Origin of the sequence: Paenibacillus ilasis, assembly GCF_043195395.1 — a bacterium.
GTDB lineage: Bacteria > Bacillota > Bacilli > Paenibacillales > Paenibacillaceae > Paenibacillus_AQ > Paenibacillus_AQ lautus.
Genome location: NZ_JBHDJG010000005.1, coordinates 1 through 24,872, shown reverse-complemented (window position 1 = coordinate 24,872; position 24,872 = coordinate 1). Strand labels below are relative to the sequence as shown.

Here is a 24,872-nt window from a genome sequence, read left to right as displayed (position 1 = left end):
GTTAAAATCAGGAAAAAAAGGTTTTTCAGGCTGCGGGAGCAAGGCTTCAAGCGGTGAGATCAAGGAGGGCCGTCATGAGCGAACAAGCCGGCAAGACGCCAGGCGTACATGCTGTAAAAGCTAAAATGTCGGGGCATGAACTGACGGATTTTTTTCGGACGATTTCGCAGCGGCATGAGCTGGACAGCATCGTATTTTTATGTATTGGCACCGACCGTTCCACGGGAGATGCACTCGGACCGCTGACAGGAAGCCGGCTCATAGAATACGGTTTTCCGCATGTAATCGGGACGCTGCCTGAACCGTGCGACGCTTTTAATCTTGAGGCAAGGCTTCAAGGTATACCTGAGGATAAGGCGATAATTGCTATTGATGCATGCCTGGGGCAATCCTCGTCAGTCGGATATTTCTTTACATGCGAGGGTCCGCTGACGCCTGCCCAGTCCGTCGGCGGGAGGCTTCCGGCAGTGGGAGATTACAGCGTGGCAGCGGTTGTGAACGTCCATGGACCGAAGCCGTATTGGACTCTCCAAGTGACGTCCCTGTACCAAGTCATGGGGATGGCGGAGCAGATAGCGCAGCAAGCCGCTATAGCCTTTGGCCTTAGGCCGTAAGACACGGCGTTTCAGCCGGGGGTGTTTTTGTTTAATAATAGATCATTCTTTATAAAATAATGGGTGTCTATCACGTGGCATCCGCTGAATAGAAAGAAGGGTATCGCTATGGAAAAAGTACAATGTAACGGCAGCACGATTTGTTATGTTGATCAGGGACAAGGTGAGCCAATCATTCTGCTTCATGGTTTCTGCGGAAGCTCTGCCTACTGGGAACAGGTACTGCCATTTCTTCAAGGCTTCAGAGTCATTGTACCGGATCTCCGTGGTCACGGGCGGTCTGATGCACCGATGGGATCGTATACCATTGAACAGATGGCAGACGATGTACTGCTATTGATGGATGAGCTCGACATTCCGAAGGCAGCCTTATTCGGTCATTCCCTCGGAGGATATATCACGCTCTCCTTCGTCCAGCGTTACGCTTCTCGCTTGAACGCCTTCGGCCTGATTCATTCCACAGGCTACCCGGATTCGGACGAAGCGAAGGAGAAGCGGGTGAAGGCGGTCAGCACCATCCAAGGGGAAGGCATTACCGCTTTTGTTGACGGATTGGTGCCTGGCTTATTCGCGCCGGATACGAAGGAGAGCAAGCCGGAATGTATTCAGCGGGCAAAGGAGATAGGCTATCTAACGCCACCTCAGGGAGCAATCGGAGCGGCGCTGGCGATGCGTGAGCGTCCGGACCGACGCGATGTGCTCTCGGCGTCCACGCTGCCTACCCTGCTGGTAGCAGGGAAGAAGGACGGATTGATTCCGGCAGAGCGTACCTTTACGACAGACCATGACAACGTGACCCAAATCGTAATCGAGGGCGCAGGGCATATGAGTATGATGGAGACGCCGGAGAAGCTGGGGGAAGTCATCACATCTTTCATGGGACGGCTTGAGCATGAATAAACGCATGAAGATCTTTCAATAGTTTATAATGAACGGATATCCTTGAACGGGATATCCGTTTATTTATTATTGTGCCTAGGCACTACTCTCCGTCGTTGCTTGGCCGGCCGATAGAGCCAAGAAATGGGAGGGAAGGGCCGGATACTGGAATTCTGGCCCCGAATAGCCTACAATTTAATCGTGATCCGGCTTGGGTTTTGACCCAACATGATTGCACTGCAAAGGTGACTCGCTGAAGCTGCCCGGCATTCATCCAGGTCCTTAGCAGCAGGACTCACCGGAAAGTAAAGAGCAGGTCATCAATACGCTGCATTCGGCATGGATGCAGGTTGGGGGCGAGGGTATGTTTCGCAGGGATTATCTCGTGCGGTTGATTGAGGATATGACACAGATGATTGCCAAGGTGTTTTCACTGAAGCAGGAGCGCAAGCACACAGAAGCCTTATGGGAGCTCGATGAGCTGTTCAAACGGCAGTTCCGGTTGAATTCAGAGCTGCTTCGCTCATTGTCCGCTGCCGACATTGAACAGCTATTTCGCAGTCATGGTTATCTGGAAGCGGACAAGCTGCAGAGTGCAGCGAGACTTATGGAAGAAGAAGCATCGCTGCTGCTTGAGATGGAGCGTGAAGAAGAGGCCGTTATGCTCTACACCAAGGTTTTACAATTATATTTGAAGTCGGCCCTGCAGGGGGCGGATCCGAAACTGATCGGGTTAACGGAACGGATCGGCATGGTTAAAGAGCGATTAAGGGCATACGCATTGCCAGAGACGGCGATGCGGGATTACTATGCGTATACGGAGCAGCAAGGGATGTACGCGGAAGCGGAGAACACCCTCTACCAACTGCTGGATAACGGCAAGATGGAATATACCGAAGCCGTACAGTTCTATCAAAGATTGCAGCTGAAGCTGCCCGAGGATTTGGCGAAGGGCGGTCTTCCGCTGGAGGAAGTCCACGAAGGAATGGATGAGCTTAACCGTCGTTTTCCGCATGCGGTGAATGGCGACAAGTCGTTTACCTAAGCGGGATTAATCGGTCTATAACATAAAGAAAGCGAGATGTACCCTTTGGATGCATTAAGAAAATTGATTCATAACATCATGGAAGAAGGATCGTTAATCACGGCTACGCTAAGCCAGCTTCGCAAGCGGGAAGGCATGACGTACAGCAAAGTAACGGTTAAACCTGTAGAGCTCAAGAACAAGCTGCACTACCAGTTCGCGTATTATTCGGGAACCAAAGTCACCCATCAGAACGTGCCGGCGGATGAGGCCGAGGCGGTGCTGGTTGACATGTTCGAGAATGTATTCCGGCAAGCGATGATGTATACGCCGGAAGCGGATTATCAGGTGCTGATCTCGAAGAAATACAAGGTTTCGATTCTGACCAAATCCGCCTCCAAGACCAAGACGGATTTGTCCCATAACCGGAAAAAGACGTATATCCTTGAAGAGGGGGAGCCCGTTCCGTTTCTGGTGGAACTCGGCATCATGAGTGAGGACGGAAAAGTATTTGCTCGCCGGTACGATAAGTTCAAACAGATCAACCGGTTTTTGGAGATGGTTGAGGATGTGCTTCCCCACCTGCCGGAGGACCGTCCGCTGACGATCGTTGATTTTGGCTGCGGCAAATCCTATCTGACCTTCGCTTTATATCACTATTTGGCGGTAACCGCGCGCAGAAAGCTGAATATTGTCGGATTGGATCTCAAGGCAGATGTCATCGAACACTGCAGTATGCTGGCGAAAAAACTGAACTACACCCAATTGCAGTTTCTTGTTGGTGACATTGCGGAATATGACGAACTGGAGCAGGTGGATATGGTGGTCACGCTGCATGCATGCGATACGGCAACAGACGCTGCGCTGGAAAAAGCGGTCCGTTGGGGGGCCTCGGTTATTCTGTCGGTGCCTTGCTGCCAGCATGAGCTGTTCTCCCAAGTCCAAAGCCCTGTTATGGAGCCGCTGCTGTCCCACGGTATTCTGAAAGAACGATTCTCGGCGCTTGCCACGGACGCCATTCGAGCCAAGCTCCTCGATCTGATGGGCTACAAGACACAGCTGCTGGAGTTTATTGATATGGAACATACCCCGAAGAATATATTGATCCGGGCGGTTAGCGGTTCTGCCGGAGATCGGGATAAGCTGTGGCAGGAATATACCGCATTCCGTGATTTTTTAAGCGCCTCGCCATATCTTGAACGGGCGTGCAAGGACTTGCTGCCGGATACGTAAACGGAATCGCGTTGAACCGGATTGGCGATGAACGTGCGAGCGCGCACTTTCATCGCTTTTTTAGTTAACAGAAAGCATAAACTATGAAGCTGGGCCTTCCGGATATTGCCAGACAATTACTATCTAAACGCGGTTTTTCTTCTGAGAATGTTCGTCGAGAGACGTTTTTTCTATATCGGTATTCGAAGTTTGCCATAGAGATCAGGCCGCCTTATTGCGCACTAGAAAGATCACCGCCGATCACCAACGCCGCATCGAGAATAACGAAGTATGTCCTTGTCCACAATGGCTAATAGATGGTTTGGCTGCGAAAGACGAATGCCGTGTAAGGAACAGCCGGGGATAAATGGTTATGCATGGGAACGGGGGCGTTGGTTCATGGCATGTAAGACCCTGCATCGTCATTGCGGGATGTTGCTGATGGCACTTGTCTTTGTGGCAGGTATCCGGAGCGGGATGTTTTTTGATGGAGATATCTATGGGGTCGGGGCAGGTTTCGGTGTGCTTCTGCTGCTGATGATGGGAGCCAAATGGAATGGTGCCGTCCAAAGCCGGAAGATACATGGCGTTGGCGTGCTGTCGGGCGCGGCTCCTGCGGATAGAGGATTACGGGTGCTTCTCGGTTGTATCTGCGGAATGATTCTCATTTATGTGCTTCATGGGATAGGGATAGGGATGGGAATAGGGCGCGCTCTCACTCTGGAAGGCACGATGAAGGAGATTATCTTGTGGGGGACCTACGGCTCCTTTGCAGCCGTCGCCTGGCGCATATGCCGTAGAAGTGATGGCCTGCTTATGATGCAGGCGGGTTGGCATCTGATGGGCGCTGTGCTGTGTGGCAGCGCTTTGCTTGCCGTATATGGGCTTTTGCAGCTGCCGTATGGGATCTATCATACGGCGGATGCGGACATCAGCGCGACCGGCGCGAGGCTTGGCGGCCTGCTTCAATACCCGAACACGTTCGGTGCCGTGATGGCCGCTTTCCTGCTGGAGCGGCTGTTCGCGCTACCGTCCGTCCTGCGGACCCGGACGGGCCCGCTCCGCGCAGCGGCTGCCTTGCTGCCGCTGCTGCCCTACACCGCCGCGCTGCTCCTGACGGAGTCGCGCGGCGCTTGGCTTGCGGCCGCAGTCGCGTGCGCGGCCGGCTTCGCCAAGGAGCGGCGTGCCTTCACGCCGCTCCTTGTGGCTGCCGCCGCGCCAATGGCGAGCGCGGCGCTGCTGTACCGCCAGCTGGCGGAGGCCAAGCTGGCTCCGGCGGTACTGCCCGGCCTGCTATGGCTGGCCGGGCTTTGGGCCGGCGGCGTCCTCGCCGGCCTGCTGCTGTGCCGCTGGCGGCACAGCGGGGGCCCGTTGCGGCGGGTTGCCGCGCCAGGGGCCTTGGGGGCTGCGGCGCTGCTGGCTGCCGCAGCCGGAGCGGTGATCCTGCATCAGGTGCAGGATCGGACCCTGGGCGGCGCGGCTACGCTGAGCGCGCGCCGCCTCATGTACAGCGACGCGTGGCAGCTTGCCCGGTCGTCGCTGTGGCTGGGACGTGGCGGGGAGACGTGGCGGCAATCCTACCTTGCCATTCAGTCCCAGCCCTACGTAGGTGCCGAGGTGCACAGCGGATATATGGATATCCTGCTGAATACGGGAGTGATCGGGCTGCTGCTTGTCCTTGTTCTGGTTAGCTCTATGGCTGCGGGGCTCATTGCTGTGGGCTCCCGACTCATGCCCGCTGCCCTCGTACTGATCGGACACGCGGCCGTGGACTTTGACTGGAGCTTTGGGCTGGTATGGCTGCTGCTGTTGTGGCTTACGGTAATGGGCTTCGCTGTGGCCTCATCTGGTCCGGAAGTGCAGGATGGACCTAACGCGGCACAAAGACGCAAACCCTTCAAAATAGGGACGAAGCTGCTAACCGTTTATGGAGGGAGCCGGGGATATCAGCCGTTATTATCGCTGCCACTGCTCAGGGTTACGGCGATCGTTCTGCTTGGGGGCTGGTTTCTTCTCGCTGCTGCGCTGGGCATCAGCGAGGTCAAAGAGCGATGGGCCGCCTCGGAACCGTCCGGACCGCAGATAGCGCTTCTCCAATCCTCGTTAAAGTGGAACCCCGCCAACACGGAGGCGGCACTGAACCTGGCGGATTGGCTTTCCCCCAGTCAGCGAATCCCGCTGCTGAAGCGAAGTTTGGTGTACGCACCGAATCACCCCGGGCTAAGCTGGAAGCTGGCAGAGGCTTACTCGCTAAGAGGCGAATCGGAAGAGGCGGCAGCCTGGTATATAGCGGCCATCGATCGGGATCGGTTCAATGAGGTCAAACAAACCCGAGCCGTGCTGAAGCTGGCTGCCCTTGCAGATTGGCACCGGACGGCAGGGGATCCCGCCAGATCGGTTAAGGCAGCCCGGGCCGGTATGGATATCCTGATGCGCTATCGTGCCCTTGCGGTCGATTTTCGTGAGATGGATGATCATCGAAATGACCGGGAATTCGATCTGTCTTTGCTTGCAGCGCGGCAGGCCAACCGTTTGGAAAAAATACTGAATGGGGGAACACGGAAGCATGCCGCAAGGCAGCCCATGAAAGCAGATATCCCCGACCAGCGCTAACGCGAATCGTGCTTGTATCGTAACCCAGAGCGGCTTACCGCGTGCCTGCGCGTGTTTCAGGATGTGGTTGTTTCAATCGTTACGGAGTCCACGCTCTGACGACACGCGGCGGTTCGTTTGTCCATACGAACAGTGTTGGAAGCACCGAGCTGTCGTTTGATTGCTGCTTATGCCATCGAAGGTTTTTGCTTACTGTCCATTCCACAGCAGAGAACGGAACAAGGAAGAGCAGCGTTATCCGCCGAAAGCATCCCGGAAGGCCGAGGCCAACTGACGTTCCGGAACCTGCCACAGCTCGGCCAGTTCGCCGCAGACGTCCTTTTCCCACCAGTCGCACAAAAGTTTCTTGTTGCTGTAGTTTTCGTGGATCCAGATCAAATTGCCGATAACCTTCCGGTAATACAATTCTTCACCTTGCTTCAAGGTTTCCGGAGGAAGGTACAGTTTGAGGCGTTTGGTCGTACGGTACAATTCTTTGCTGCAGGCCCGCCGTATCCCCCGCGGGGAGGGGGGCTTGCTGCCCGGTTGTTTGGCATGGGGAGAATGCATGCGTAACTCACTCCTTTGCTCCACCATATGTCCCGAAACCGGCGAAAGTCACAGCGCCGCCCGTAATTGGGCGCAGTAGAAGGCATGTCCCGGCCTGTGTTAGAATAGGCTAGTATAAGAAATCAACGCAGGAAGAAAGCGGGGGACAAGCGTGGAATTCTTTTACGAGGCCGTAGGCCGACTGTTTGAATGGATCCAGCAGCTGGGCTATTTCGGAATCATGCTCGGATTAATGGTGGAGGTCATCCCAAGCGAGATCGTACTTGCCTATGGCGGTTATCTGGTTTCCATGGGTGAGGTTCATTTTATCGGAGCCATGATTTTTGGTACCGTTGGCGGTGTGCTCGCACAATTGTTTATTTATTGGATCGGCCGTTACGGAGGCAGGCCCTTCCTGGAGAAGTACGGGAAGTACATACTGATTAAGAAGAAGCACATCGATTACGCCGAGGAATGGTTCGGGAAGTACGGTACCGGCGTTATTTTTACGGCACGGTTTGTACCGGTGGTACGGCATGCGATTTCCATCCCGGCCGGCATATCCAAGATGCATGTGGGAAAGTTTACGCTGCTGACCACCCTTGCGGTTATTCCATGGACGGCATTATTCTTATACCTCGGATTGCTTCTGGGTGATCAATGGGAGCATATCGACGAGAAGGCAGGGCCGTACGTGCAGGAAATTCTGCTGGGCGCATTGACCGTCATGATTCTTTATTTTTTGATAAAATGGATAAAATCATCGAAGGCGAGGTCGAAATAACGAATGAGTATGAATATGGCAAATCATTTGGGGACAGGCATATCTCCACAGCAATTTATGGACGGCATGCAGAAGAACCAGGAGACGTTCAAGGCAGGGTATGAACAGTTTGTCTGGGGGAATGAAGAGGATAAGGAGTTCTTCGAAAGCCTGAATTTCCGGGATGACCTGCGGGTCCTCATTCTGGCAGCGGACTGGTGCGGTGATGTTGCACGCAATATACCTGTCGTTTTTCGTGCGATGGAGACTGCGGGGATTGAGACGGAAGTGCTGATTATGGAAGAGAATCTGGACGTCATGGATCAGTTCCTGACCATGGGCGCCCGTTCCATTCCGGTTGTTATCATTTCGGATACCGGAGGACATGTTCTCGGTACATGGGGGCCGCGTCCGGCGCATGTTCAGAAGTTTATGATTGAGTTTAAACAGAACAATCCGGATCGTGAAGCATCGGACTATCAGGACAACCTTGCCGCCACACGACAAAGCATTATTCAAGCCTACGGGGAAGGGTATGAGTTCCACGCTGCCATCATTAAGGAATTGCGTGAACTTATGTCAGGGTTCTAATCATGACACTTCATATTGAGACCTTTAATTTAGGGCCGCTTCAGACGAATGCGTATTTACTGACAGGGCCTGTAGAAGGCAAAGCAGTCATTATCGATCCCGGCATGAACCCGGGGCCGCTGCTGAAGCGAATAGCCGATTTGGAGATTGAAGCGATCCTGTTGACCCATGCGCATTTTGATCATATGGGGGGTGTCGAGGAAATCCGCAAGCTGAAGGGCTGTCCCGTTTACCTGCACACCTTGGAGAGTGAATGGCTGTCCAGTCCGAAGCTTAACGGATCGATGATGTGGCCACAGGTAACGGAACCGTTGTCTACCGGGCCGGCTGAGTACGATTTGGCGGATGGACTTGAGTTGCAGCTGATCGGACATACCTTCAGCGTCTTTCATACACCGGGTCATTCACCGGGAAGTGTGAGCTTCAAGTGTGGACATGATCTGTTTTCCGGCGATGTGCTGTTCCGTCTAGGCGTTGGGCGAACGGACCTTCCTGGAGGTCGTGAACGTGATTTGATTGATTCCATTCAAAATACGCTGTATACCTTCCCTGACGAGGTCGTTGTGTACTCCGGCCATGGACCTCGGACAACCATAGGCTATGAAAAACAGCGGAATCCTTACGTCCCTGCCAGCCGATAAGATAGCTTCCGACATAAATCGGGAATATTTGTCTGGACAAACATAGACAACATTGATACAATACGGTTAATTAAATGTTACCCTTGCGAAGCACGCAGACTGTGGAATTCATCCCGGTTTGCGTTCTTTTATTTTATAGGGAGTTTTTTTGGCATGGACGTGATGAGGGGGAAGCGCCAGTGAGGAAAGATCATCTATCGCTGTTGAACGGGAGTGTTACAAGGAGCGAAGCGATTGATCGACAACCGGAGTTCCACCGGCAGACCCAGACCGAAATATCTTCTGTTGTCTGGGACAGGCTGGTGAAGGATGAAGGGATAGCGCAGCAGCCATGGCATCATCGGCTGCAGGTGATACGATTTAATCAATAGATCGACATACGAACATGACACCCTCATCATGAACTGAATGTGTTTTTTCTATTGGAGAGGGCAGCCGGTTTTTTGCCGGCTGCTTTTTTTTGAGTTTTTTAACAAATAAATACCGATGAATTTCTTCCGAACCTATTTGGATGATATAAAAGATATCATTCCGTACACGATAAAAATAAATATCTGTTTGAACGATTGGCTGTTGTTAATCGTATTACGGGTGGAATGCGAAAGAAGGTGATGATTTTTTCATGATCCCAGATGAAGAGGGCTTGATACAACAAGCGAAATTAGGAGATGCGGCGGCTATGGCGCTGCTGTTCAAGCAGCATTATTCCTTTCTTTATAAATATTTGCTAAAAGTGACGATGGACCCGATGGTTGCAGAGGATACTGCACAGGATACCATTGTTCGATGCATGGAGAATATGACCCGCTACAACGGGACTTCGTCCTTCTCCTCCTGGATGATTACCATTGCTACCCGGTTGTTCATCGATAGTACCCGGCGCAAGAAGCGGGAGAAGAAATGGCTGGAGCAGGAAGCGGTTCAGTCGGCAAGGCGGATGCGCTGGCAGATGGAGCGGCGGGGAGAAGAGTGGACGGATATGCTGAATGGATTATCCCGCTTATCTGAGGATCACCGGATTGCCATCCTGCTTAAGCATTATTACGGCTATAGCTATGATGAAATCGGAACGATGCTCGGTATTCCCGAAGGAACGGTGAAATCACGAACAGCCTACGGTATCAAACAGCTGCGAAAGGAGATGGGTGACGATGGTCAAAGGACCTGAGCATGAGGACGAAATATGGATTGAAGGATTTACCAAAGAAATGGAGCGGGTGGATCAATTGTTTGAGGATGCGCCATCCCCATCCCTGGAAGGATTGCATACGCTGGCCGTTCATACCTTGGAGCGGAAGCGGCGACGGATGAAATATGAATTGCTGCTTTTTCTTCTGATTTCACTCTTTATCGTTGGTGGCGGATTGATGGCTGCCTTGGCGGCGCCGAAGATCCTGCTGTTTATTCACGGGTTCGGCATGGTTGCCGGGATTTCCGTTCTTGTATTTTCAAAGAGTCTGAGATCTGCCGGAAAGAAGGGGATCTGATGAATGAAGTTAACGAGAGCCCGCTGGGAGTGATCATCCTTGCCGTTGTGCTTGTGCTGATTCAAGGGACATGGCTTTTCTTGGATGCGAGGAAGCGGGGGCTTGGCAAGATGGCTTGGTTCTGGGGGATATGGGGGTCTACGACAATGCCAATGCCGCTGCTCTTTTACTGGATATTCGTCATCCACAAAGATGACCGCAAGTCTTAAGTTTCTTCATTATATACGGAAGATGGGGGATTATTATGGAAATTAACTGGGGATTGATCTGGCCGATTCTTGCACTGCAAGCCATTCTCGCGGTAACGGGGCTGATATCTTTGTTTCGTGCAGAGCCAGCAAGCATACGTGGGCCGAGATGGATGTGGGTGTTGATTATACTGCTGGGTAACCTTCTTGGCAGCGTTGCTTATTTCGTTGCGGGGAGGCGAGAAGCTTGATGGAAAAACTTTTAAGCATTCATGAATTGACCAAAAGCATAGGAAGCATCACGCCGGTTAAGGGCATTTCATTTGAATTGCAGCGAGGGAGCTGTACTGCCCTGCTTGGTCCTAATGGTGCCGGCAAAACAACTACACTGCGGATGCTGGCTGGATTAATACCTCCAACCCGGGGCGAGATCCGATATGGATCAGCCGATACGCAAACGAATGGCTGGCGTCACCGGATCGGTTACTTGCCTCAGTACCCGAAGTTTTACAGCTGGATGTCGGGCATGGAGTACTTGTCTTTCAGCGCCAAGCTGTCGGGATTATCCGGACGAGAGGCTTCTAAGCGAAGTCGGGAAGTCATCGAAATGGTAGGCCTGCAGCAGGCGGCCAAACGCCGAATATCCGGTTACTCCGGCGGAATGAAGCAGCGGCTTGGCATTGCTCAGGCGCTTGTGCATAAGCCTGAGCTGATCATGCTGGACGAGCCGGTATCGGCGCTTGATCCGATCGGACGTCGTGAGGTTATGGACCTTTTGGGTCGCTTGCGCGGGGAAGTCACCGTTCTGTTCTCAACCCATGTGCTTCACGATGCGGAGGAAATCTGCGATGACATGGTACTGATGGTAGACGGGGAAATTGCGGAGAAAGGCGCGCTTAACGAACTTCGCACGAAATATCGCCAGCCAGTTCTATCCATTGAGGTGGAACCGGGGGAGCGGGAGGTTGCTTGGCTCGACAGTCTTGCGAACCGTCCTTATGTGCATGAGATCGAGCTCGGCAAACGCGGCGCCAAGCTGATGGTGACGGATATGGATGTTGCGCGGGCTGCTTTAATCAAGGAGCTTGCCGATGACGAAATCGAGCTGCTTCGTTTTGAAGCAGGCACGTCTTCGCTCGAGGATATGTTTATGAAGGTGGTGGGCTCATGAAGTCGTTCTGGATTTATTATCAAAAAGAAATGCTCGAGGCAAGCCGGACCTATAAATGGATTTGGGTTCCTGCAGTCTTCCTGCTTCTTGGCATTATGCAGCCGGTCTCCACCTATTATTTGCCGGATATCCTGACCATGGCCGGGGAATTGCCCCCGGAAGCGGCGGCATTATTTACCGTCCCGTCCGCCGAGAATGTTATGGCATCAACCTTGAGCCAATTCAGCACCATCGGCCTGCTGGTGCTTGTGCTGGCGGGAATGAACACGGTAGCCGGGGAGCGGGCAACCGGCACGGCTGAGCTTGTTCTCGCCCGCTCGGTATCCACGATTCCCATGATGTCTGCTAAATGGGCCGCCTTGATGACGTTGCTGGTCGTTTCTTTTGCGATTGGACTTGGCGGTGCTGCCTATTACACGTATCAGCTCATCGGTCCTTTGGAATGGGGATCGGTTACCAGCGGCGGGGGCTTATATGCTGTATGGCTGGCCTGGATCGTAACGCTTGTGCTGCCGCTCGGTGCCGTCCTTCGCGGACCGGCTGCGGCCTTCATCAGCTTGGCAGTTGCCGGCTTGCTTTCGCTCTTATCCGGTTTGCTGCCCTCCCGCGTTCTATGGAGCCCGGGCCGTTTAAGCAGCATGGCCGCTGAGCGAATTCTTGGCGCAGGGAGCAGCGCGTGGTCACCGATACTCGTTGCCATGCTGATTATGGCGGTATCGATTATCGTTGCCGCAAGGCTGCTTAGAAGGAGTCCGCTGTCCCCGCAATCCTAGTTTTCATGGGAGATTCAGGTTTTATCTGAATCACATGGACATCTCTATCTTTTTTTAGTAGACTATGAAGACAAGAAAAACGTCATCGACGTACGTTATCAGAAGAGAGACCGTATTTAGCGGAAGTTTTTCTTGCGAGATAAGGATGATAAGCCTCTGAAGTTTATATTTTCTTATCTCTTAAAAAAGGATAGACAACTCAGGAGGTAGACGATGCTGCGTTTAGGGGAAAAGATTACAATCGTTGCGGACGCCTTTGAGCAGAATCTTCCAATCGGTCAATACGGTTATATCATCGCTTATGACCGAAATCCGGACAATGCGTTCGATTACGTCATTCGGATTCCGAGCCTCAACCGTAATTTTTTTGTTCCGGCAGATGATGTAGAGCTGGAATCAATCGTGTTGAAGCAGGAAGCTGAGCGGGTCGAGCGGGAAGCGCTCATCGATTTCGCCCTGTCGACATATAATGAGAAGCTGTTTCATCAAGTGATGAACGGCGAGTTGGAAAGTGTTGAAGAGGAAGAAGAAACCAAGGAAGCAATATCCCAGGCGGATTTCATCAAACAAGTGAATCTTCGTGCTTGGATTTAGAAGAGTCGGCTGAGGCCGACTCTTTTTTGATGGAATGGAAAAGTAACTCCGAAGCGGCAAGCTTCAAGCTGTTTGGATTGAATCTTGCATGCTTCTACAATATAATGAGAAAAGTTGTCGTGCAGACTTTACCCCTTTAACTGGATAGGGGCATGAAGGAGGATGTAAAGCCATGAGCATTACCGATAAGGATGTTCAGCATGTAGCGAAGCTGGCCCGTTTGAATTTGACGCCTGAAGAAGAGCAGATGTTTACCGGCCAACTGAACGCGATTTTACAATATGCCGAGAAGTTAAATGAATTGGATACAGAAGGTGTTGAGCCGACTACACACGTGCTTCATCTCAGCAATGTCATGAGAGAAGACGAGGTGCGAGAGAGCTTACCTATCGAGAAGGTGCTGCTTAACGCACCGGATGAAGAAGACGATCAAATTAAAGTACCTGCTGTTTTGGAATAGCCTGAAGGGAGGATACACACTTGAGTCTGTTTGATTACAAGTTAACGGAGATACATAATAAGCTGCAGAATAAGGAGCTTTCCGTAACCGATCTGGTTGATCAAGCTTTTACTCGTATTTCCGAACGTGAGGATCGGGTGAAGGCATTTATTACTTTGGACGAAGAGGGTGCTCGTTCATCCGCCAAGGCTTTGGATGAGAAGCTGGCTTCAGAGGGGACGCGCGGACTGTTGTTCGGGCTTCCTGTCGGAATCAAGGATAATATCGTGACAGAAGGGCTTCGCACCACATGCGCAAGTCAGTTTTTGTCCAATTTCACGCCGGTTTATGATGCGACGGTTGTCGATAAATTGCGTGCAGCGGATACGGTGACGATCGGCAAGCTGAACATGGATGAATTTGCAATGGGGGGCTCCAATGAGAACTCCAGCTTCTACCCTGTGCGAAACCCATGGGATTTAGATCGGGTACCCGGTGGATCCAGCGGCGGCTCGGCTGCGGCCGTAGCTGCAGGCGAAGCTTACTTTGCGCTGGGGTCGGATACAGGCGGTTCCATCAGGCAGCCTGCCTCTTATTGCGGTGTCGTGGGACTGAAACCAACCTATGGCCTCGTATCCCGGTTCGGTCTTGTTGCCTTTGCCTCATCGCTGGATCAGATCGGACCTTTGACAAAAAATGTGGAAGATTCCGCTTACGTCCTGCAAGCCATTGCCGGTTATGATCCAATGGATTCGACATCTGCAAAAGTGGACGTGCCCGACTATCTGAGCGCGTTATCCGGAGACGTTACCGGTCTTCGCATTGCTGTGCCTAAGGAATACCTGGGCGAGGGCGTAGACGCTGAAGTAAAGGAAACCGTCCTGAACGCACTGAAGGTGCTCGAAGCGCTGGGCGCTACCTGGGATGAAGTTTCCCTGCCGCATACCGACTATGCGGTAGCAACGTATTATTTGCTTGCTTCTTCGGAGGCCTCTTCGAACCTGGCCCGCTTTGACGGCGTGCGCTATGGCGTTCGTTCCGACAATGCAGGCAGCCTGATTGACTTGTATCATGAGTCCCGCAGCCAAGGCTTCGGCGATGAGGTGAAACGCCGCATCATGCTGGGTACCTATGCGCTTAGCTCGGGTTATTACGACGCCTATTATTTGAAGGCGCAGAAAGCCCGCACGCTCATCAAGCAGGACTTCGATAAAGTATTCGAGCAATATGATGTCATCATCGGACCGACAGCTCCGACTACGGCTTTCAAGCTGGGAGCTCAGGTGGACGATCCGCTGACGATGTATTTGAATGATATCCTGACGATTCCTGTCAGCCTGGCAGGTGTGCCGGCAGTGAGTGTTCCTTGCGGATTTGCGGACGGACTACCCGTTGGCATGCAAATTATCGGCAAAGCCTTTGATGAGTCGACCGTGCTGCGCGTCGCGCATGCCTACGAGCAAAATACTGAACACCACAAACGGCGCCCTGAACTGTAAACCGGCGGCAGAGAAGGAGGGAAACAATCGATGTCTACATCAAAATATGAAACGGTTATCGGATTGGAAGTGCACGTAGAGCTGCATACGAATTCCAAAATATTTTGCGGCTGCTCCACTGCGTTTGGAGCCCCGCCGAACACACATACATGTCCCATCTGTCTTGGCCATCCCGGCGTGCTGCCCGTGTTAAACCGCCAGGCTGTGGAATATGCTATGAAGGCTGCGATGGCGCTGAACTGCACCATTGGCGATGTCAGCAAATTTGACCGCAAGAACTACTTCTACCCGGATTCTCCGAAAGCCTACCAGATTTCCCAGTACGATCAGCCGATCGGTGAAAACGGCTGGATCGATATTGAGGTGGACGGAAAGACGAAACGAATCGGGATTACCCGGCTTCATCTGGAGGAGGATGCCGGTAAACTCACGCACGTGGATGGCGGATATGCATCGCTGGTTGACTTTAACCGCGTAGGCACGCCTCTTGTTGAGATCGTGTCCGAACCTGAGATCTCAACGCCGGAGGAAGCCAAGGCTTATCTGGAGAAAATGCGTGCGATTATGCAATACTGCGACGTTTCGGATGTGAAGATGGAAGAGGGCTCGCTTCGCTGCGACGCTAACATCAGTCTTCGTCCTTGGGGACAGAAGGAACTCGGCACGAAGGCCGAGCTGAAGAATATGAACTCTTTCCGCGGCGTACAGCGCGGTTTGGAATATGAGCAGTACCGGCAGACGGAAATTCTCGATGAGGGCGGCGTGATTGTACAGGAAACCCGCCGCTGGGACGAAGCGCAGGCGAAAACCTTCTCCATGCGCGGGAAGGAGCAGGCGCACGACTACCGTTATTTCCCGGACCCGGACCTCGTATCGGTGCATATTAGTGAGGAGTGGAAGGAGTCGGTTCGTGCAACGATTCCGGAGCTTCCGGATGCCCGTAAGGCCCGCTATGCTTCAGAGTATGGTTTGCCGGACTATGACGCTGCGGTTATCACGTCGTCCAAGCTGCTCGCCGACTTCTTTGAGGACAGCCTGAACTATACGAAGGATGCCAAATCCGTATCGAACTGGATCATGGGGGATTTGCTGGGTTATTTGAACTCGAACAATTTGGAACTGTCTGAAGTGAAAATCACGGGCCAAGGCCTCGGCGAAATGATCGGATTGATCGAGAAGGGAACCATCAGCAGCAAAATCGCCAAAACCGTCTTCAAAGAGATGCTGGAGAGCGGCAAGCTGCCTGCGCAAATCGTTGAGGAGAAGGGCCTCGTCCAAATCAGCGATGAAGGTGCGATCAAGAGCATCGTCGAGCAGGTGGTTGCAAACAATCCGCAATCCGTGGAGGACTACAAGGCAGGTAAACAGAAAGCGATCGGCTTCCTGGTTGGTCAAGTGATGAAAGAGAGCAAGGGAAAAGCCAATCCTGCGCTGGCCAACAAACTGCTGGTTGAGGTGCTAAACGGATAATCAACGTTCATCCGTCATGTTCCCGAAATGTATTTAGATAATGGGAGCTTGTCCCGTATTAGGGGCAAGTTCCTTTTTAAGATATCAGAAAGTATGAACTTCGGAGAGGCTGCTGCCTGATATCGCAAGAAAAACTACACTAAACCCGGTCTGTCTTCTTGGAGAGTACGCCGTAGACGTTTTTCTTATAATAACTAGGTTAGGGGATGAATACATGATAAGAGCTTTATCTTTGGAGGATAGGGATACCGTCCAGCAGATATGGAGTCTGCAGCATATGGCGTACCCTTTGGAAGCTGAATTAATCGGATTCTCGGAAATCCCTCCGCTGCAGGATACCTTCGATACGATCCGCGCGAGCGGGGAAACCTTTTTTGGTTATATAAATGAAGAAGGCGATCTTATCGGAGCTATTGCGGTAGAGCCGGAACAGGAGCAGGTCACCATATCACGGATGATGGTCCATCCCGGTCATTTTCGCAAAGGAATCGCGGGGACTTTAATTCGACATGTGTTGGAATGCTACAAGGAGGCGCCCATGTTCGTAGTCTCGACAGGGACGCGTAATACGCCTGCGGTAACGTTGTATGAGAAATTCGGGTTTGTAAAGAATCACGCTTTTGAGGTTGCTCCGGGCGTGGAATTGACCGAGTTCCATCTTCATATACACTGAATGATATCAGCATAAGCGATTGAAGCCGACGTGAGGGGAGTATCGTTCTTTTGAATAATCCTTGGGTGATAGATAATGTATCCATTTTATTAAGATTGCTGCTGGCTATGCTGCTTGGCGGCTTGATCGGTTTTGAACGGGAACGTTCCAACCATGCTGCAGGACTGCGCACGCATATATTGGTATGCTTGGGTTCAACCCTTATTATGCTGTTATCCATTTACGGTTTCTCCGATTTTGTAGACGAGATTAACGTTCGGATTGACCCTGCGCGCTTGGCCACGGCCGTCATTACGGGGATCGGTTTCTTGGGTGCCGGTACCATTCTGTTTACCGGTAAATCCATTACCGGATTAACCACCGCCGCGTCCATCTGGGTTGTGGGAGCTGTGGGGTTGGCTGTTGGGGCCGGGTTTTATTTTGCCTCGATTGTATCGACGGTGCTCATTCTTCTTAATCTGGTTGTCTTCAATAAGCTGGAGCAGCGTTACATCCGCGGCAGTAAATTGCATCTGATCACCATCCATGCAGCGAATACGCCGAATATTTTGGATGACATATCCGCTGTTCTGGAGGAACAGGAATTCGTGATCAAGAAGCTTATCGTTAACGAACGAAGCAGCGCGGCATACGGGGAGCTGCAGCCTGCGGTATTAGGGCTCGAAATCTCGCTGCAAGTCTTGACCGATCGCAAATTCGAACCGATGGAGATCACCCGGCAGTTGCGGGGGATCGGCCATGTTACCATGGTAACGGCTGAATAGGATATGGAATGAACCATAACAAACGGCAACTGCTGAACCACCGGCGGTGCCGTTTTTTTGTAGGTTCGCCGGCTTTCTGCGGACGGCCTATCCAGTTTTTTGCCAGTTACTTCGGCACCTCGTTGGGGTACTATCAAAGAAAAACATCGTAAAACAACGCCTGTCCCAGGATGTTTGGAAGGAGGCGAGAAGGTTATGAATCCAACACCCGAACCACAAACCGAAGTCAGCAAGAAGAAACGGCTTTCGATTCAGGTTAAGCGTCACCCGGGGCTGCAGCGAAAAAAGCGGAAATTATATGCACTTCTATTAGCCGCTCTCATTCCGGGTCTGGGTCATGTGTACCTCGGTATGTACCGCAAGGGGATAACATTTGTGATGCTGCTGCTGCTGGATATATCGGCGCTTTTATACTTCTCTTCCATCGGTATGCAGATTAATGTACCGCTGCTTGTCGTTTTGGGTCTTCTGATTCCGGTAGGATATTTTTATAACGTGTATGACGTGCTGCAGGCAGCGGAATATATCATCTCTCGAAAAAGGCGCGGTGAGGCAGCCGCTGCTGCTTCGAAGGACGGACGAGGATGGAACCATCCGTTCCGGGGTGAGCGGGGAATCGCTTTTGGCATCATGTTGGTTGCTACCGGGACCCTGCTCATTTTGTTTCACCAGAAGCCGCCTTGGCTGCAGGCAGGAATTCGCGACTATGGTGCGGAAGCCTCTGCCATCATGCTGATTGTTATCGGGATATGGGCGGGAATCCGGGAAGCTCTCCGGCACCGAAGAGACAAGGGCAAATCCCTATAGTACACGTACAGCGGCACGGTGGTCATGGCCGCGTCATAAGACGAGGGGAGGAGACGGATGAAACATAAAATTAGAGTGGGACGGTATACAGCCGCCTTACTGCTTGTCTGTACAGGCGTGTTGTTGCTCCTTGACGAGTGGAGAGGCACGGATTATATATTTATGCTCCGGCGTTGGTGGCCGCTGTTGTTTATCCTGCTCGGCGTTGAATATTTAGTCAGGTACACGCTGTCGCGTGTCTTGGGCAGACGCAAAGAACTTCGGTTTCGGCCCGATATGAGGGGGATTCTGCTGGCAGTGGCTGTTACGGCCTCCGTATTCGTCATTTCCCAGCAGGAGCATTTTCTCCATCTCTGGAACCGGGTGAGCCTGAACTTGACGGCAGCGGGAGTGGATTATAGCGAAGCTGAAGATAACCGGTTTCAGAAGCCGATATTGGAGATTCCTGTGGAGCTTGAAACCGAGAAAATCATCGTCGATCACTTAAACGGGGATATCTCCATCACACGGCAGGATGTAGATGATATCAAGGTGGAGACGGAAGTATGGGTGGATCATGAGCAGCCCGGTTTGGCTGAAGCGATCGCCGAGCAGTCGACGATCGAAGTGGGGGAAGGCAAGACGATCACAATTCGGTCCAAGGGGAAGGCCTATGGTGAATCGGGTAAACGGCAGCCCCGTATGAACGTGAACATCGCGGTTCCGGATGATCGGCGATTCAATTTTGAGATACGGACGATGAACGGAGCCATTACCTTAAACCGCGTGGAAGCGATTGAGAATATTTTGCTGGAGAGTGGTAACGGGCCGATTACGATGGATCGGATTTACGGAAATGTGACGGGTAAGACCTTAAATGGCGAAATTACGGCGCGCGGCGTTACCGGTAATATTAAAATGTCCACCAACCGCGGGAATATGCTGGCGGTCGATATTACGGGCGAAACGGATTTGACCACGCAAGTGGGGAATATGACGGTAAAGCGAACGACTGATCATATCCGGGTTCAGACGAGAAACGGCAACATTCTGATCAGCGGGGCAGAGTCGCAATTAAGCGCTGAATCTCTCAATGGCGGAGTGGCTATACGTTCATCCCGCATTGGTGGCGATTGGAATGTATATAGTGCGGTCGGCGAGATGAATCTTCACGTTCCACTCGAGGGCGATTACAAGCTTGAAGGGACGATTAGCTACGGAAGAATTCTGACGACGCTGCCCAATCTTCTGATCGAACAGAAAACCATCTCCGGCGAATCCGGTACAGGCGAACATTCCATTCGTATCGAGGGAAACAGTAATCTGAACATCTTCCGAAGCTATCCGGAACAGGAGGAAGGCCGGAACAACGGGGGCTGGACGCCTCTGCCGGATTGACAACATTCCAAGAAACGCCGTACAATGAATTCTAAGAACGTTATAGGTTTGGTAAAAACCAGTTAACTTAAAGGCGGTGGGCAACCATGGGAACGTCCGTACAGCATGCGCTGGAACAACTGAAAACGACCGGTGTCCGTATCACGCCGCAACGTCATGCGATTTTAACGTATCTGGTGGAATCTATGGGCCATCCGACAGCGGATGATATTTATCGGGCTCTGGAACCTAATTTTCCTAGTATGAGCGTAGCCACAGTATACAACAATCTAAAAATGTTTATTGAAGCCGGCATGGTGCGTGAGCTGACGTACGGGGACAACTCGAGTCGTTTCGACGCCAACGTATCGGATCATCATCATGTCATATGTCAGAGTTGCGGTAAAATCGAAGATTTCAGCTATCCGTCCCTTGAAGATGTTGGAATACAGGCTGAGAAGAGCACCGGATTTGAAGTAAAGGGACTACGAATGGAGCTGTATGGGCTCTGCAAGTCCTGCCAATAGACGCCGGTTGTTATAGATAAACGTGCGGAATGAACCATTCCACACGTTTTTATTTTTAAGGGCGTTATTCAACGATAAGGAGTTAGTAATGAGCGAGAGTGAAATGGGGGAGTAGTTTGGCAAGAAGAAGATATCGGGGAAAGAAGAGGCGTACGAGAGGAAGCTCTTTCTTTCTGGGGTTACTGTTGATCGCGGCTGGGGCCTGGTGGGTTGTCACCACATTATTTCCCAACCAGACCTATACGGTGCCGGACTGGCGTGGAATGGACAAGCCGATTTTTGTTCAGGGGGAACTGCAGGAACAGCCTGCCCAGGGCTCCGGCGAAGAGCTGCTGCTGCCGATAACGGTTATTCAGGAGAGCGTGGATGCCAACATTCGTTATGAGCAGGAAACGGAATCCGTCCTTGTAACGACTTCGGAATCCGTATTCCGCATGAAGATGGACAGCACGAAGGGCGAGCTGAACGGCAAGGCGGTTACCATTCCCTACGCACCTAAGCTGATTGACGGCATTGCCTATGTTCCGATTAAGCCGCTCAAACAGCATTATGGCGTGACCGTTCACGAGGACACGACGACAGGCGCCATCATTCTGATGCGTGCAGGGGATTCGATTCAGCTTGCCGAAGCAGCACCCGGTAATCCTGAGGAAACCGTGGCTCTGCGTGAGAGCGGGGAGAAGAAGTCTCCGATTGTACTGGATATGCCGGCCGATGAGCGCCTTCGCGTATGGCGTGAAGAAGAGGGGCGGTTATTCGTCCAGGCGGATAACGGATATACGGGATATGTTCCTAAAGAGGAGGTTAAACTTGGGGACGTAAAGGAAATTCCGACGCTTGCGCAGACTCCTTCTCGGGCAGAGCTTGAATGGAAGGATAAGTCGGTCAATCTGGCATGGGAAGCTGTTTATAACAAAAATCCCAGCACGGATAGCATTGGCGAACTGCCCGGTGTCAATGTGGTCAGCCCGACCTGGTTCAGCATTGTGGATGGTGAAGGCACGGTCAAATCCAAAGCGGTTAAGCAGTATGTAAGCTGGGCCCATAACAGGAACATGGAGGTTTGGGGTCTGATGGACAACAGCTTCGATCCTGACATGACAACCGAAGCGTTGTCTACTTTCGATAGAAGATCGTATATTATCAAGCAGATGCTGGCTTATGCCAAACAATATAAACTTGACGGAATCAATATTGACTTTGAAAATGTCCACACCAAAGATAAAGATCATGTCGTTCAGTTCGTGAGGGAAATGAAGCCGCTGGCCAAAGCCAGAGGGCTTATCGTTTCCATCGATGTGACGCCAAAATCGAACAGCGAGATGTGGTCGCTCTTTCTCGATCGGAAACGGCTCGGAGAGACGATTGATTACATGATGGTAATGGCTTATGACGAGCACTGGGCCACGAGTCCGAAAGCGGGATCCGTATCCTCGCTGCCATGGGCCGAGCAGTCGGTAAGGCGAATCATGGAAGAGGACGCGGTACCGTCATCCAAGCTGGTGTTGGGCGTACCGTTATATACACGGGTCTGGACGGAAACAAGCGAAGCGGGAGAGGCGAAGGTGTCCTCCAAAGCGATTGGGATGGAGAAGCTGCAGACTCTCCTTAAGGAAAAGAAAGTGAAAGGCTCGCTGGATGCCAGTACAGGGCAGAACTATGTTCAATTCACGGAGGGAGAATCCATTATGAAAATATGGATGGAGGACGATACTTCTCTGCAATCTCGTGTGAATATGGCTAAAAAGCTGAAGCTTGGCGGCATTGCTTCATGGAACCGGAGCTTTGCCATTCCGGAAACCTGGCATGTTCTAAAGACGATACATGATTAAGGATTAACAGAACTTATCTTACATCATAATAAAGAACCCGGTTATCGCGAGGATAACCGGGTTCTTTATGTTTAATCGTCTTACGAGTTGCGAATCCTATTGAATAGGCTAGTTCTTCAAACCCCTTTAGGATTTGGTTTGCTGGGCTTCAAGCTCTTCTGCTGTGATGTTGGCTTGGCCTGGATCCAGTGTCAGAATGGTATGGCAGAACATGCAGCGGTCCGTTTTTCCCAACATCTTGGTCAATTTATTGCATTCCGGACACTGAATTTGGACGGCACTCGTGGATAACATACCTGCCCAGAAGTAAATGCCGAGACTCCCCAGCATCATAATCAGGCCAAACACCAATCCGATTCCGGCAAATATTTTGCCAGCTTGGCCGAAAAATACGATTCCGGCTGTACCAAGCACCATAAGGCCCATACCCAGCATCGTCAGCAGCAATCCCCAAGTGCGGAAGGCGTTGATTTTTGCGTTCTTAAAGATCATGGCTCTAAAACTCCTGTCATTCAAATAGTTGTTTATGAAATAACGTGAACCGAGAAATGAAATCTTGTATTTTCGTTTATCGTCTTCATAAGATCTTATCTCCTAAAAGAAGGAACTTACATGGACATGTAGAATTACATTATAACTGAAATGGCTGAAATTCGCCAAGGAATGTATGGAGGGAAACGTGGAATTAACCAACTTTTCTTTTTATTATGGAAATACGGTTGATGAGGAAGCTGTAGGGGCGATAGCATACCGTAATTCGGACAAAAGGCGGCAAGGATTGCTTGTTTATGATTTTGAGGTCAATATTGTTGTCGTGTATGACGGAACACCTGACGAGCCTCCCATCCAGCATTCTATCGTGGGCGGGGAACGCTGCCAGGTGGTAAGTATCGGGCTGGACGATTTGCATCGGGAACTCCTGAGCGGTACACACAAAGTATTGATCAAATGCTTCCTAGAAGGAGATATCATAAAAGACGATCAAGATCGTCTGTCCAATCTGCGCCGTGATTTCCTTAGGTTTGCTGAACCGTTCCGGGAGCAAAAATTGTTTATTGGTTTTGCCCACTTCCTACAAAAGTATATAGATGCCAAGATGCTCTTGAAGGAAGAGCGGGTTCTGGATGCTTACCATACTCTATTAGAAGGTCTGCATTATTGGGGGCAGCTTGAGCTGATAGAACGGGGGATTCATCCGGAGTCGGCTGTTTGGGAGCAGATTACAGGATTGAATACACCCGTCCGCAAATTATATGAAGAGCTTACGGTCAGTACGGAAACGCTCGGGCAACGAGTGGAGCTGGCCCTGCTGGCATATGAATTCTCCATGATATCCAAGCTGGAGAGCTCATCAGCGCTGTTGCTCCGCGTATTAAGAAGCCGACGGAATCCCTGGACGATACAGGAGCTTATTCTTCACCCTGAGCTGGCACCTGTAGGCAAGGAGCTGCCGATCGTGATGCGCAAGCTGGTCTATCAATCACTTGTGAAGGAAGTTCCGATTTGGAGAGGAGTTCGATCCTATGGATCGGAAGCCATCCGGTACTATACCGATTAAAGAAGGACGCGAGTCCTTCTTTTTTTGTGTCGAAGTATTTGATATACGGTTATAAAACAGCGCCTTTAGGAGACAGTATCTAACGTTAGGGTAGATAAAAGATGTCCTAAGGCATGCTGAGATGCGTCAGAACGTTTGTTACAAGAAGTCGAAAAATAATTTGACGAATCATGTTGACGAGCCACCTGTTTCTGTGATAAATTATAACTCGCCCCTTCGAAAGGGACTTTGATAATTCGGTTAAGAAAATGTCGAATTAAAAAGTTTTCAAAAAAAGTTCTTGACGAAACGATGGGCACCATGATATATTATAAAGGTCGCCGCTGAAAATGAGTTTTCGGCGAAAGACAACGAAGTTGATCTTTGAAAACTGAACAACGAGTGAGTAAAACGAACCACTTTGGTGGGACGTTGAAATAGAGAATTGAACAAATTCTCGTCAGTTAAGAAATGAGCAAGTCAAACACTTTATTGGAGAGTTTGATCCTGGCTCAGGACGAACGCTGGCGGCGTGCCTAATACATGCAAGTCGAGCGGACTTGATGGAGTGCTTGCACTCCTGAAGGTTAGCGGCGGACGGGTGAGTAACACGTAGGCAACCTGCCCTCAAGACTGGGATAACTACCGGAAACGGTAGCTAATACCGGATAATTTATTTCACAGCATTGTGGAATAATGAAAGACGGAGCAATCTGTCACTTGGGGATGGGCCTGCGGCGCATTAGCTAGTTGGTGGGGTAATGGCTCACCAAGGCGACGATGCGTAGCCGACCTGAGAGGGTGAACGGCCACACTGGGACTGAGACACGGCCCAGACTCCTACGGGAGGCAGCAGTAGGGAATCTTCCGCAATGGGCGAAAGCCTGACG

General features: G+C 51.4%; 28 protein-coding genes and 1 rRNA gene. 27 read left to right on the top strand and 2 right to left on the bottom strand.

The window, feature by feature from the left end; translation table 11 throughout:
• The first annotated feature begins 74 nt into the window (after positions 1–74).
• The 5 genes from yyaC (at position 75) to ACETK5_RS30150 (ending at position 6,342) form a co-directional block, all read left to right on the top strand.
• On the top strand, positions 75–614 hold the full coding sequence (gene yyaC, locus ACETK5_RS30170; RefSeq protein WP_100541504.1) for a spore protease YyaC: 540 nt from the start codon (positions 75–77) through the stop codon (positions 612–614).
• Positions 615–722: 108 nt separating this feature from the next.
• Positions 723–1,514 carry an alpha/beta fold hydrolase gene (locus tag ACETK5_RS30165; RefSeq protein ID WP_394059576.1) on the top strand — a complete coding sequence of 264 codons (792 nt, stop codon included), beginning with the start codon at positions 723–725 and terminating at the stop codon, positions 1,512–1,514.
• Positions 1,515–1,857: 343 nt separating this feature from the next.
• Positions 1,858–2,538, top strand: coding sequence for a DUF6483 family protein (locus ACETK5_RS30160; protein WP_100541506.1), 681 nt, complete (start codon positions 1,858–1,860; stop codon positions 2,536–2,538).
• A gap of 36 nt (positions 2,539–2,574) precedes the next feature.
• Positions 2,575–3,750 (top strand): class I SAM-dependent methyltransferase, encoded by a 1,176-nt coding sequence (locus ACETK5_RS30155; RefSeq protein ID WP_326097703.1) that lies wholly within the window; start codon positions 2,575–2,577, stop codon positions 3,748–3,750.
• Between the two features lie 378 nt (positions 3,751–4,128).
• The gene (locus tag ACETK5_RS30150; protein WP_394059573.1) at positions 4,129–6,342 is read left to right on the top strand and encodes an O-antigen ligase family protein; all 2,214 of its coding nucleotides are present in this window, start codon (positions 4,129–4,131) and stop codon (positions 6,340–6,342) included.
• A 234-nt stretch (positions 6,343–6,576) separates the two neighbouring features.
• Here ACETK5_RS30150 and ACETK5_RS30145 read toward each other — a convergent pair whose 3' ends face one another.
• Entirely contained in the window at positions 6,577–6,891 is a 315-nt protein-coding gene (locus ACETK5_RS30145; RefSeq protein ID WP_326116231.1) for a hypothetical protein, read from the bottom strand.
• Positions 6,892–7,042: 151 nt separating this feature from the next.
• Here ACETK5_RS30145 and uptA point away from each other — a divergent pair, with 151 nt between their 5' ends.
• The 20 genes from uptA to ACETK5_RS30045 all read left to right on the top strand — a co-directional run bounded on the left by uptA (position 7,043) and on the right by ACETK5_RS30045 (position 22,445).
• Entirely contained in the window at positions 7,043–7,654 is a 612-nt protein-coding gene (gene uptA, locus ACETK5_RS30140) for an undecaprenyl phosphate transporter UptA (RefSeq protein ID WP_326116230.1), read from the top strand.
• Positions 7,655–7,657: 3 nt separating this feature from the next.
• Entirely contained in the window at positions 7,658–8,224 is a 567-nt protein-coding gene (locus ACETK5_RS30135) for a thioredoxin family protein (protein WP_100541510.1), read from the top strand.
• A 2-nt stretch (positions 8,225–8,226) separates the two neighbouring features.
• Positions 8,227–8,865, top strand: a complete 639-nt coding sequence (locus ACETK5_RS30130; RefSeq protein WP_100541511.1) for an MBL fold metallo-hydrolase — start codon at positions 8,227–8,229, stop codon at positions 8,863–8,865.
• Between the two features lie 179 nt (positions 8,866–9,044).
• Positions 9,045–9,236: a hypothetical protein gene (locus ACETK5_RS30125; protein ID WP_100541512.1), complete on the top strand. Its 192-nt coding sequence runs from the start codon at positions 9,045–9,047 to the stop codon at positions 9,234–9,236.
• A 251-nt stretch (positions 9,237–9,487) separates the two neighbouring features.
• Entirely contained in the window at positions 9,488–10,033 is a 546-nt protein-coding gene (gene sigY / locus ACETK5_RS30120; protein ID WP_326118174.1) for an RNA polymerase sigma factor SigY, read from the top strand.
• A complete protein-coding gene (locus ACETK5_RS30115; protein ID WP_071219593.1) occupies positions 10,017–10,352 on the top strand; it encodes a YxlC family protein in 336 nt (111 codons plus the stop codon). The genes sigY and ACETK5_RS30115 overlap by 17 nt, the downstream gene beginning before the upstream one ends.
• A complete protein-coding gene (locus ACETK5_RS30110) occupies positions 10,352–10,561 on the top strand; it encodes a hypothetical protein (protein WP_071219592.1) in 210 nt (69 codons plus the stop codon). Before ACETK5_RS30115 ends, ACETK5_RS30110 begins: the two co-directional genes overlap by 1 nt.
• Positions 10,562–10,596: 35 nt before the next feature.
• A complete protein-coding gene (locus ACETK5_RS30105; RefSeq protein ID WP_100541514.1) occupies positions 10,597–10,791 on the top strand; it encodes a PLDc N-terminal domain-containing protein in 195 nt (64 codons plus the stop codon).
• Complete coding sequence (locus tag ACETK5_RS30100; protein WP_394059568.1) at positions 10,788–11,711, top strand: ABC transporter ATP-binding protein; 924 nt, start codon at positions 10,788–10,790, stop codon at positions 11,709–11,711. Before ACETK5_RS30105 ends, ACETK5_RS30100 begins: the two co-directional genes overlap by 4 nt.
• Positions 11,708–12,484, top strand: a complete 777-nt coding sequence (locus tag ACETK5_RS30095) for an ABC transporter permease (RefSeq protein WP_100541516.1) — start codon at positions 11,708–11,710, stop codon at positions 12,482–12,484. Before ACETK5_RS30100 ends, ACETK5_RS30095 begins: the two co-directional genes overlap by 4 nt.
• 213 nt (positions 12,485–12,697) lie before the next feature.
• A complete protein-coding gene (locus ACETK5_RS30090; protein ID WP_071219588.1) occupies positions 12,698–13,078 on the top strand; it encodes an ATPase in 381 nt (126 codons plus the stop codon).
• A gap of 172 nt (positions 13,079–13,250) precedes the next feature.
• Entirely contained in the window at positions 13,251–13,538 is a 288-nt protein-coding gene (gene gatC, locus ACETK5_RS30085) for an Asp-tRNA(Asn)/Glu-tRNA(Gln) amidotransferase subunit GatC (protein ID WP_071219587.1), read from the top strand.
• 20 nt (positions 13,539–13,558) lie between these two features.
• Entirely contained in the window at positions 13,559–15,016 is a 1,458-nt protein-coding gene (gene gatA, locus ACETK5_RS30080) for an Asp-tRNA(Asn)/Glu-tRNA(Gln) amidotransferase subunit GatA (protein ID WP_100541517.1), read from the top strand.
• Between the two features lie 30 nt (positions 15,017–15,046).
• Positions 15,047–16,486 (top strand): Asp-tRNA(Asn)/Glu-tRNA(Gln) amidotransferase subunit GatB, encoded by a 1,440-nt coding sequence (gene gatB, locus ACETK5_RS30075; protein ID WP_100541518.1) that lies wholly within the window; start codon positions 15,047–15,049, stop codon positions 16,484–16,486.
• A 214-nt stretch (positions 16,487–16,700) separates the two neighbouring features.
• The gene (locus tag ACETK5_RS30070) at positions 16,701–17,159 is read left to right on the top strand and encodes a GNAT family N-acetyltransferase (protein ID WP_100541519.1); all 459 of its coding nucleotides are present in this window, start codon (positions 16,701–16,703) and stop codon (positions 17,157–17,159) included.
• Between the two features lie 50 nt (positions 17,160–17,209).
• The gene (locus tag ACETK5_RS30065; RefSeq protein WP_100541520.1) at positions 17,210–17,923 is read left to right on the top strand and encodes an MgtC/SapB family protein; all 714 of its coding nucleotides are present in this window, start codon (positions 17,210–17,212) and stop codon (positions 17,921–17,923) included.
• Between the two features lie 195 nt (positions 17,924–18,118).
• Positions 18,119–18,730, top strand: coding sequence for a hypothetical protein (locus ACETK5_RS30060; protein ID WP_394059563.1), 612 nt, complete (start codon positions 18,119–18,121; stop codon positions 18,728–18,730).
• A gap of 57 nt (positions 18,731–18,787) precedes the next feature.
• Complete coding sequence (locus tag ACETK5_RS30055) at positions 18,788–20,107, top strand: DUF4097 family beta strand repeat-containing protein (RefSeq protein WP_326116226.1); 1,320 nt, start codon at positions 18,788–18,790, stop codon at positions 20,105–20,107.
• A gap of 86 nt (positions 20,108–20,193) precedes the next feature.
• The gene (perR, locus tag ACETK5_RS30050; protein WP_071219580.1) at positions 20,194–20,613 is read left to right on the top strand and encodes a peroxide-responsive transcriptional repressor PerR; all 420 of its coding nucleotides are present in this window, start codon (positions 20,194–20,196) and stop codon (positions 20,611–20,613) included.
• Between the two features lie 116 nt (positions 20,614–20,729).
• A complete protein-coding gene (locus tag ACETK5_RS30045; protein ID WP_394059560.1) occupies positions 20,730–22,445 on the top strand; it encodes a glycosyl hydrolase family 18 protein in 1,716 nt (571 codons plus the stop codon).
• 126 nt (positions 22,446–22,571) lie between these two features.
• Here the strand turns inward: ACETK5_RS30045 and ACETK5_RS30040 are convergent, their stop codons facing one another.
• Complete coding sequence (locus ACETK5_RS30040) at positions 22,572–22,937, bottom strand: YgzB family protein (RefSeq protein ID WP_076325456.1); 366 nt, start codon at positions 22,935–22,937, stop codon at positions 22,572–22,574.
• Positions 22,938–23,124: 187 nt separating this feature from the next.
• Here ACETK5_RS30040 and ACETK5_RS30035 point away from each other — a divergent pair, with 187 nt between their 5' ends.
• A complete protein-coding gene (locus ACETK5_RS30035; RefSeq protein WP_394059557.1) occupies positions 23,125–24,003 on the top strand; it encodes a hypothetical protein in 879 nt (292 codons plus the stop codon).
• Between the two features lie 468 nt (positions 24,004–24,471).
• Positions 24,472–24,872: ribosomal RNA gene (locus ACETK5_RS30030) — 16S ribosomal RNA — on the top strand; the annotation flags it as partial.

What these genes read in the sequence shown, in the direction of transcription:
- ACETK5_RS30105 (WP_100541514.1), top strand. Translation starts at nt 10,597, where the DNA reads ATGGAAATTAACTGGGGATTGATCTGGCCGATTCTTGCACTGCAAGCC.
- ACETK5_RS30155 (WP_326097703.1), top strand. Translation starts at nt 2,575, where the DNA reads ATGTACCCTTTGGATGCATTAAGAAAATTGATTCATAACATCATGGAA.
- perR (WP_071219580.1), top strand. Translation starts at nt 20,194, where the DNA reads ATGGGAACGTCCGTACAGCATGCGCTGGAACAACTGAAAACGACCGGT.
- ACETK5_RS30165 (WP_394059576.1), top strand. Translation starts at nt 723, where the DNA reads ATGGAAAAAGTACAATGTAACGGCAGCACGATTTGTTATGTTGATCAG.
- ACETK5_RS30135 (WP_100541510.1), top strand. Translation starts at nt 7,658, where the DNA reads ATGAGTATGAATATGGCAAATCATTTGGGGACAGGCATATCTCCACAG.
- ACETK5_RS30040 (WP_076325456.1), bottom strand. Translation starts at nt 22,937, where the DNA reads ATGATCTTTAAGAACGCAAAAATCAACGCCTTCCGCACTTGGGGATTG.
- ACETK5_RS30115 (WP_071219593.1), top strand. Translation starts at nt 10,017, where the DNA reads ATGGTCAAAGGACCTGAGCATGAGGACGAAATATGGATTGAAGGATTT.
- gatB (WP_100541518.1), top strand. Translation starts at nt 15,047, where the DNA reads ATGTCTACATCAAAATATGAAACGGTTATCGGATTGGAAGTGCACGTA.
- ACETK5_RS30070 (WP_100541519.1), top strand. Translation starts at nt 16,701, where the DNA reads ATGATAAGAGCTTTATCTTTGGAGGATAGGGATACCGTCCAGCAGATA.
- ACETK5_RS30160 (WP_100541506.1), top strand. Translation starts at nt 1,858, where the DNA reads ATGTTTCGCAGGGATTATCTCGTGCGGTTGATTGAGGATATGACACAG.
- ACETK5_RS30055 (WP_326116226.1), top strand. Translation starts at nt 18,788, where the DNA reads ATGAAACATAAAATTAGAGTGGGACGGTATACAGCCGCCTTACTGCTT.
- ACETK5_RS30095 (WP_100541516.1), top strand. Translation starts at nt 11,708, where the DNA reads ATGAAGTCGTTCTGGATTTATTATCAAAAAGAAATGCTCGAGGCAAGC.
- ACETK5_RS30130 (WP_100541511.1), top strand. Translation starts at nt 8,227, where the DNA reads ATGACACTTCATATTGAGACCTTTAATTTAGGGCCGCTTCAGACGAAT.
- ACETK5_RS30110 (WP_071219592.1), top strand. Translation starts at nt 10,352, where the DNA reads ATGAATGAAGTTAACGAGAGCCCGCTGGGAGTGATCATCCTTGCCGTT.
- gatC (WP_071219587.1), top strand. Translation starts at nt 13,251, where the DNA reads ATGAGCATTACCGATAAGGATGTTCAGCATGTAGCGAAGCTGGCCCGT.
- yyaC (WP_100541504.1), top strand. Translation starts at nt 75, where the DNA reads ATGAGCGAACAAGCCGGCAAGACGCCAGGCGTACATGCTGTAAAAGCT.
- ACETK5_RS30145 (WP_326116231.1), bottom strand. Translation starts at nt 6,891, where the DNA reads ATGCATTCTCCCCATGCCAAACAACCGGGCAGCAAGCCCCCCTCCCCG.
- ACETK5_RS30090 (WP_071219588.1), top strand. Translation starts at nt 12,698, where the DNA reads ATGCTGCGTTTAGGGGAAAAGATTACAATCGTTGCGGACGCCTTTGAG.
- ACETK5_RS30060 (WP_394059563.1), top strand. Translation starts at nt 18,119, where the DNA reads ATGAATCCAACACCCGAACCACAAACCGAAGTCAGCAAGAAGAAACGG.
- sigY (WP_326118174.1), top strand. Translation starts at nt 9,488, where the DNA reads ATGATCCCAGATGAAGAGGGCTTGATACAACAAGCGAAATTAGGAGAT.
- ACETK5_RS30150 (WP_394059573.1), top strand. Translation starts at nt 4,129, where the DNA reads ATGGCATGTAAGACCCTGCATCGTCATTGCGGGATGTTGCTGATGGCA.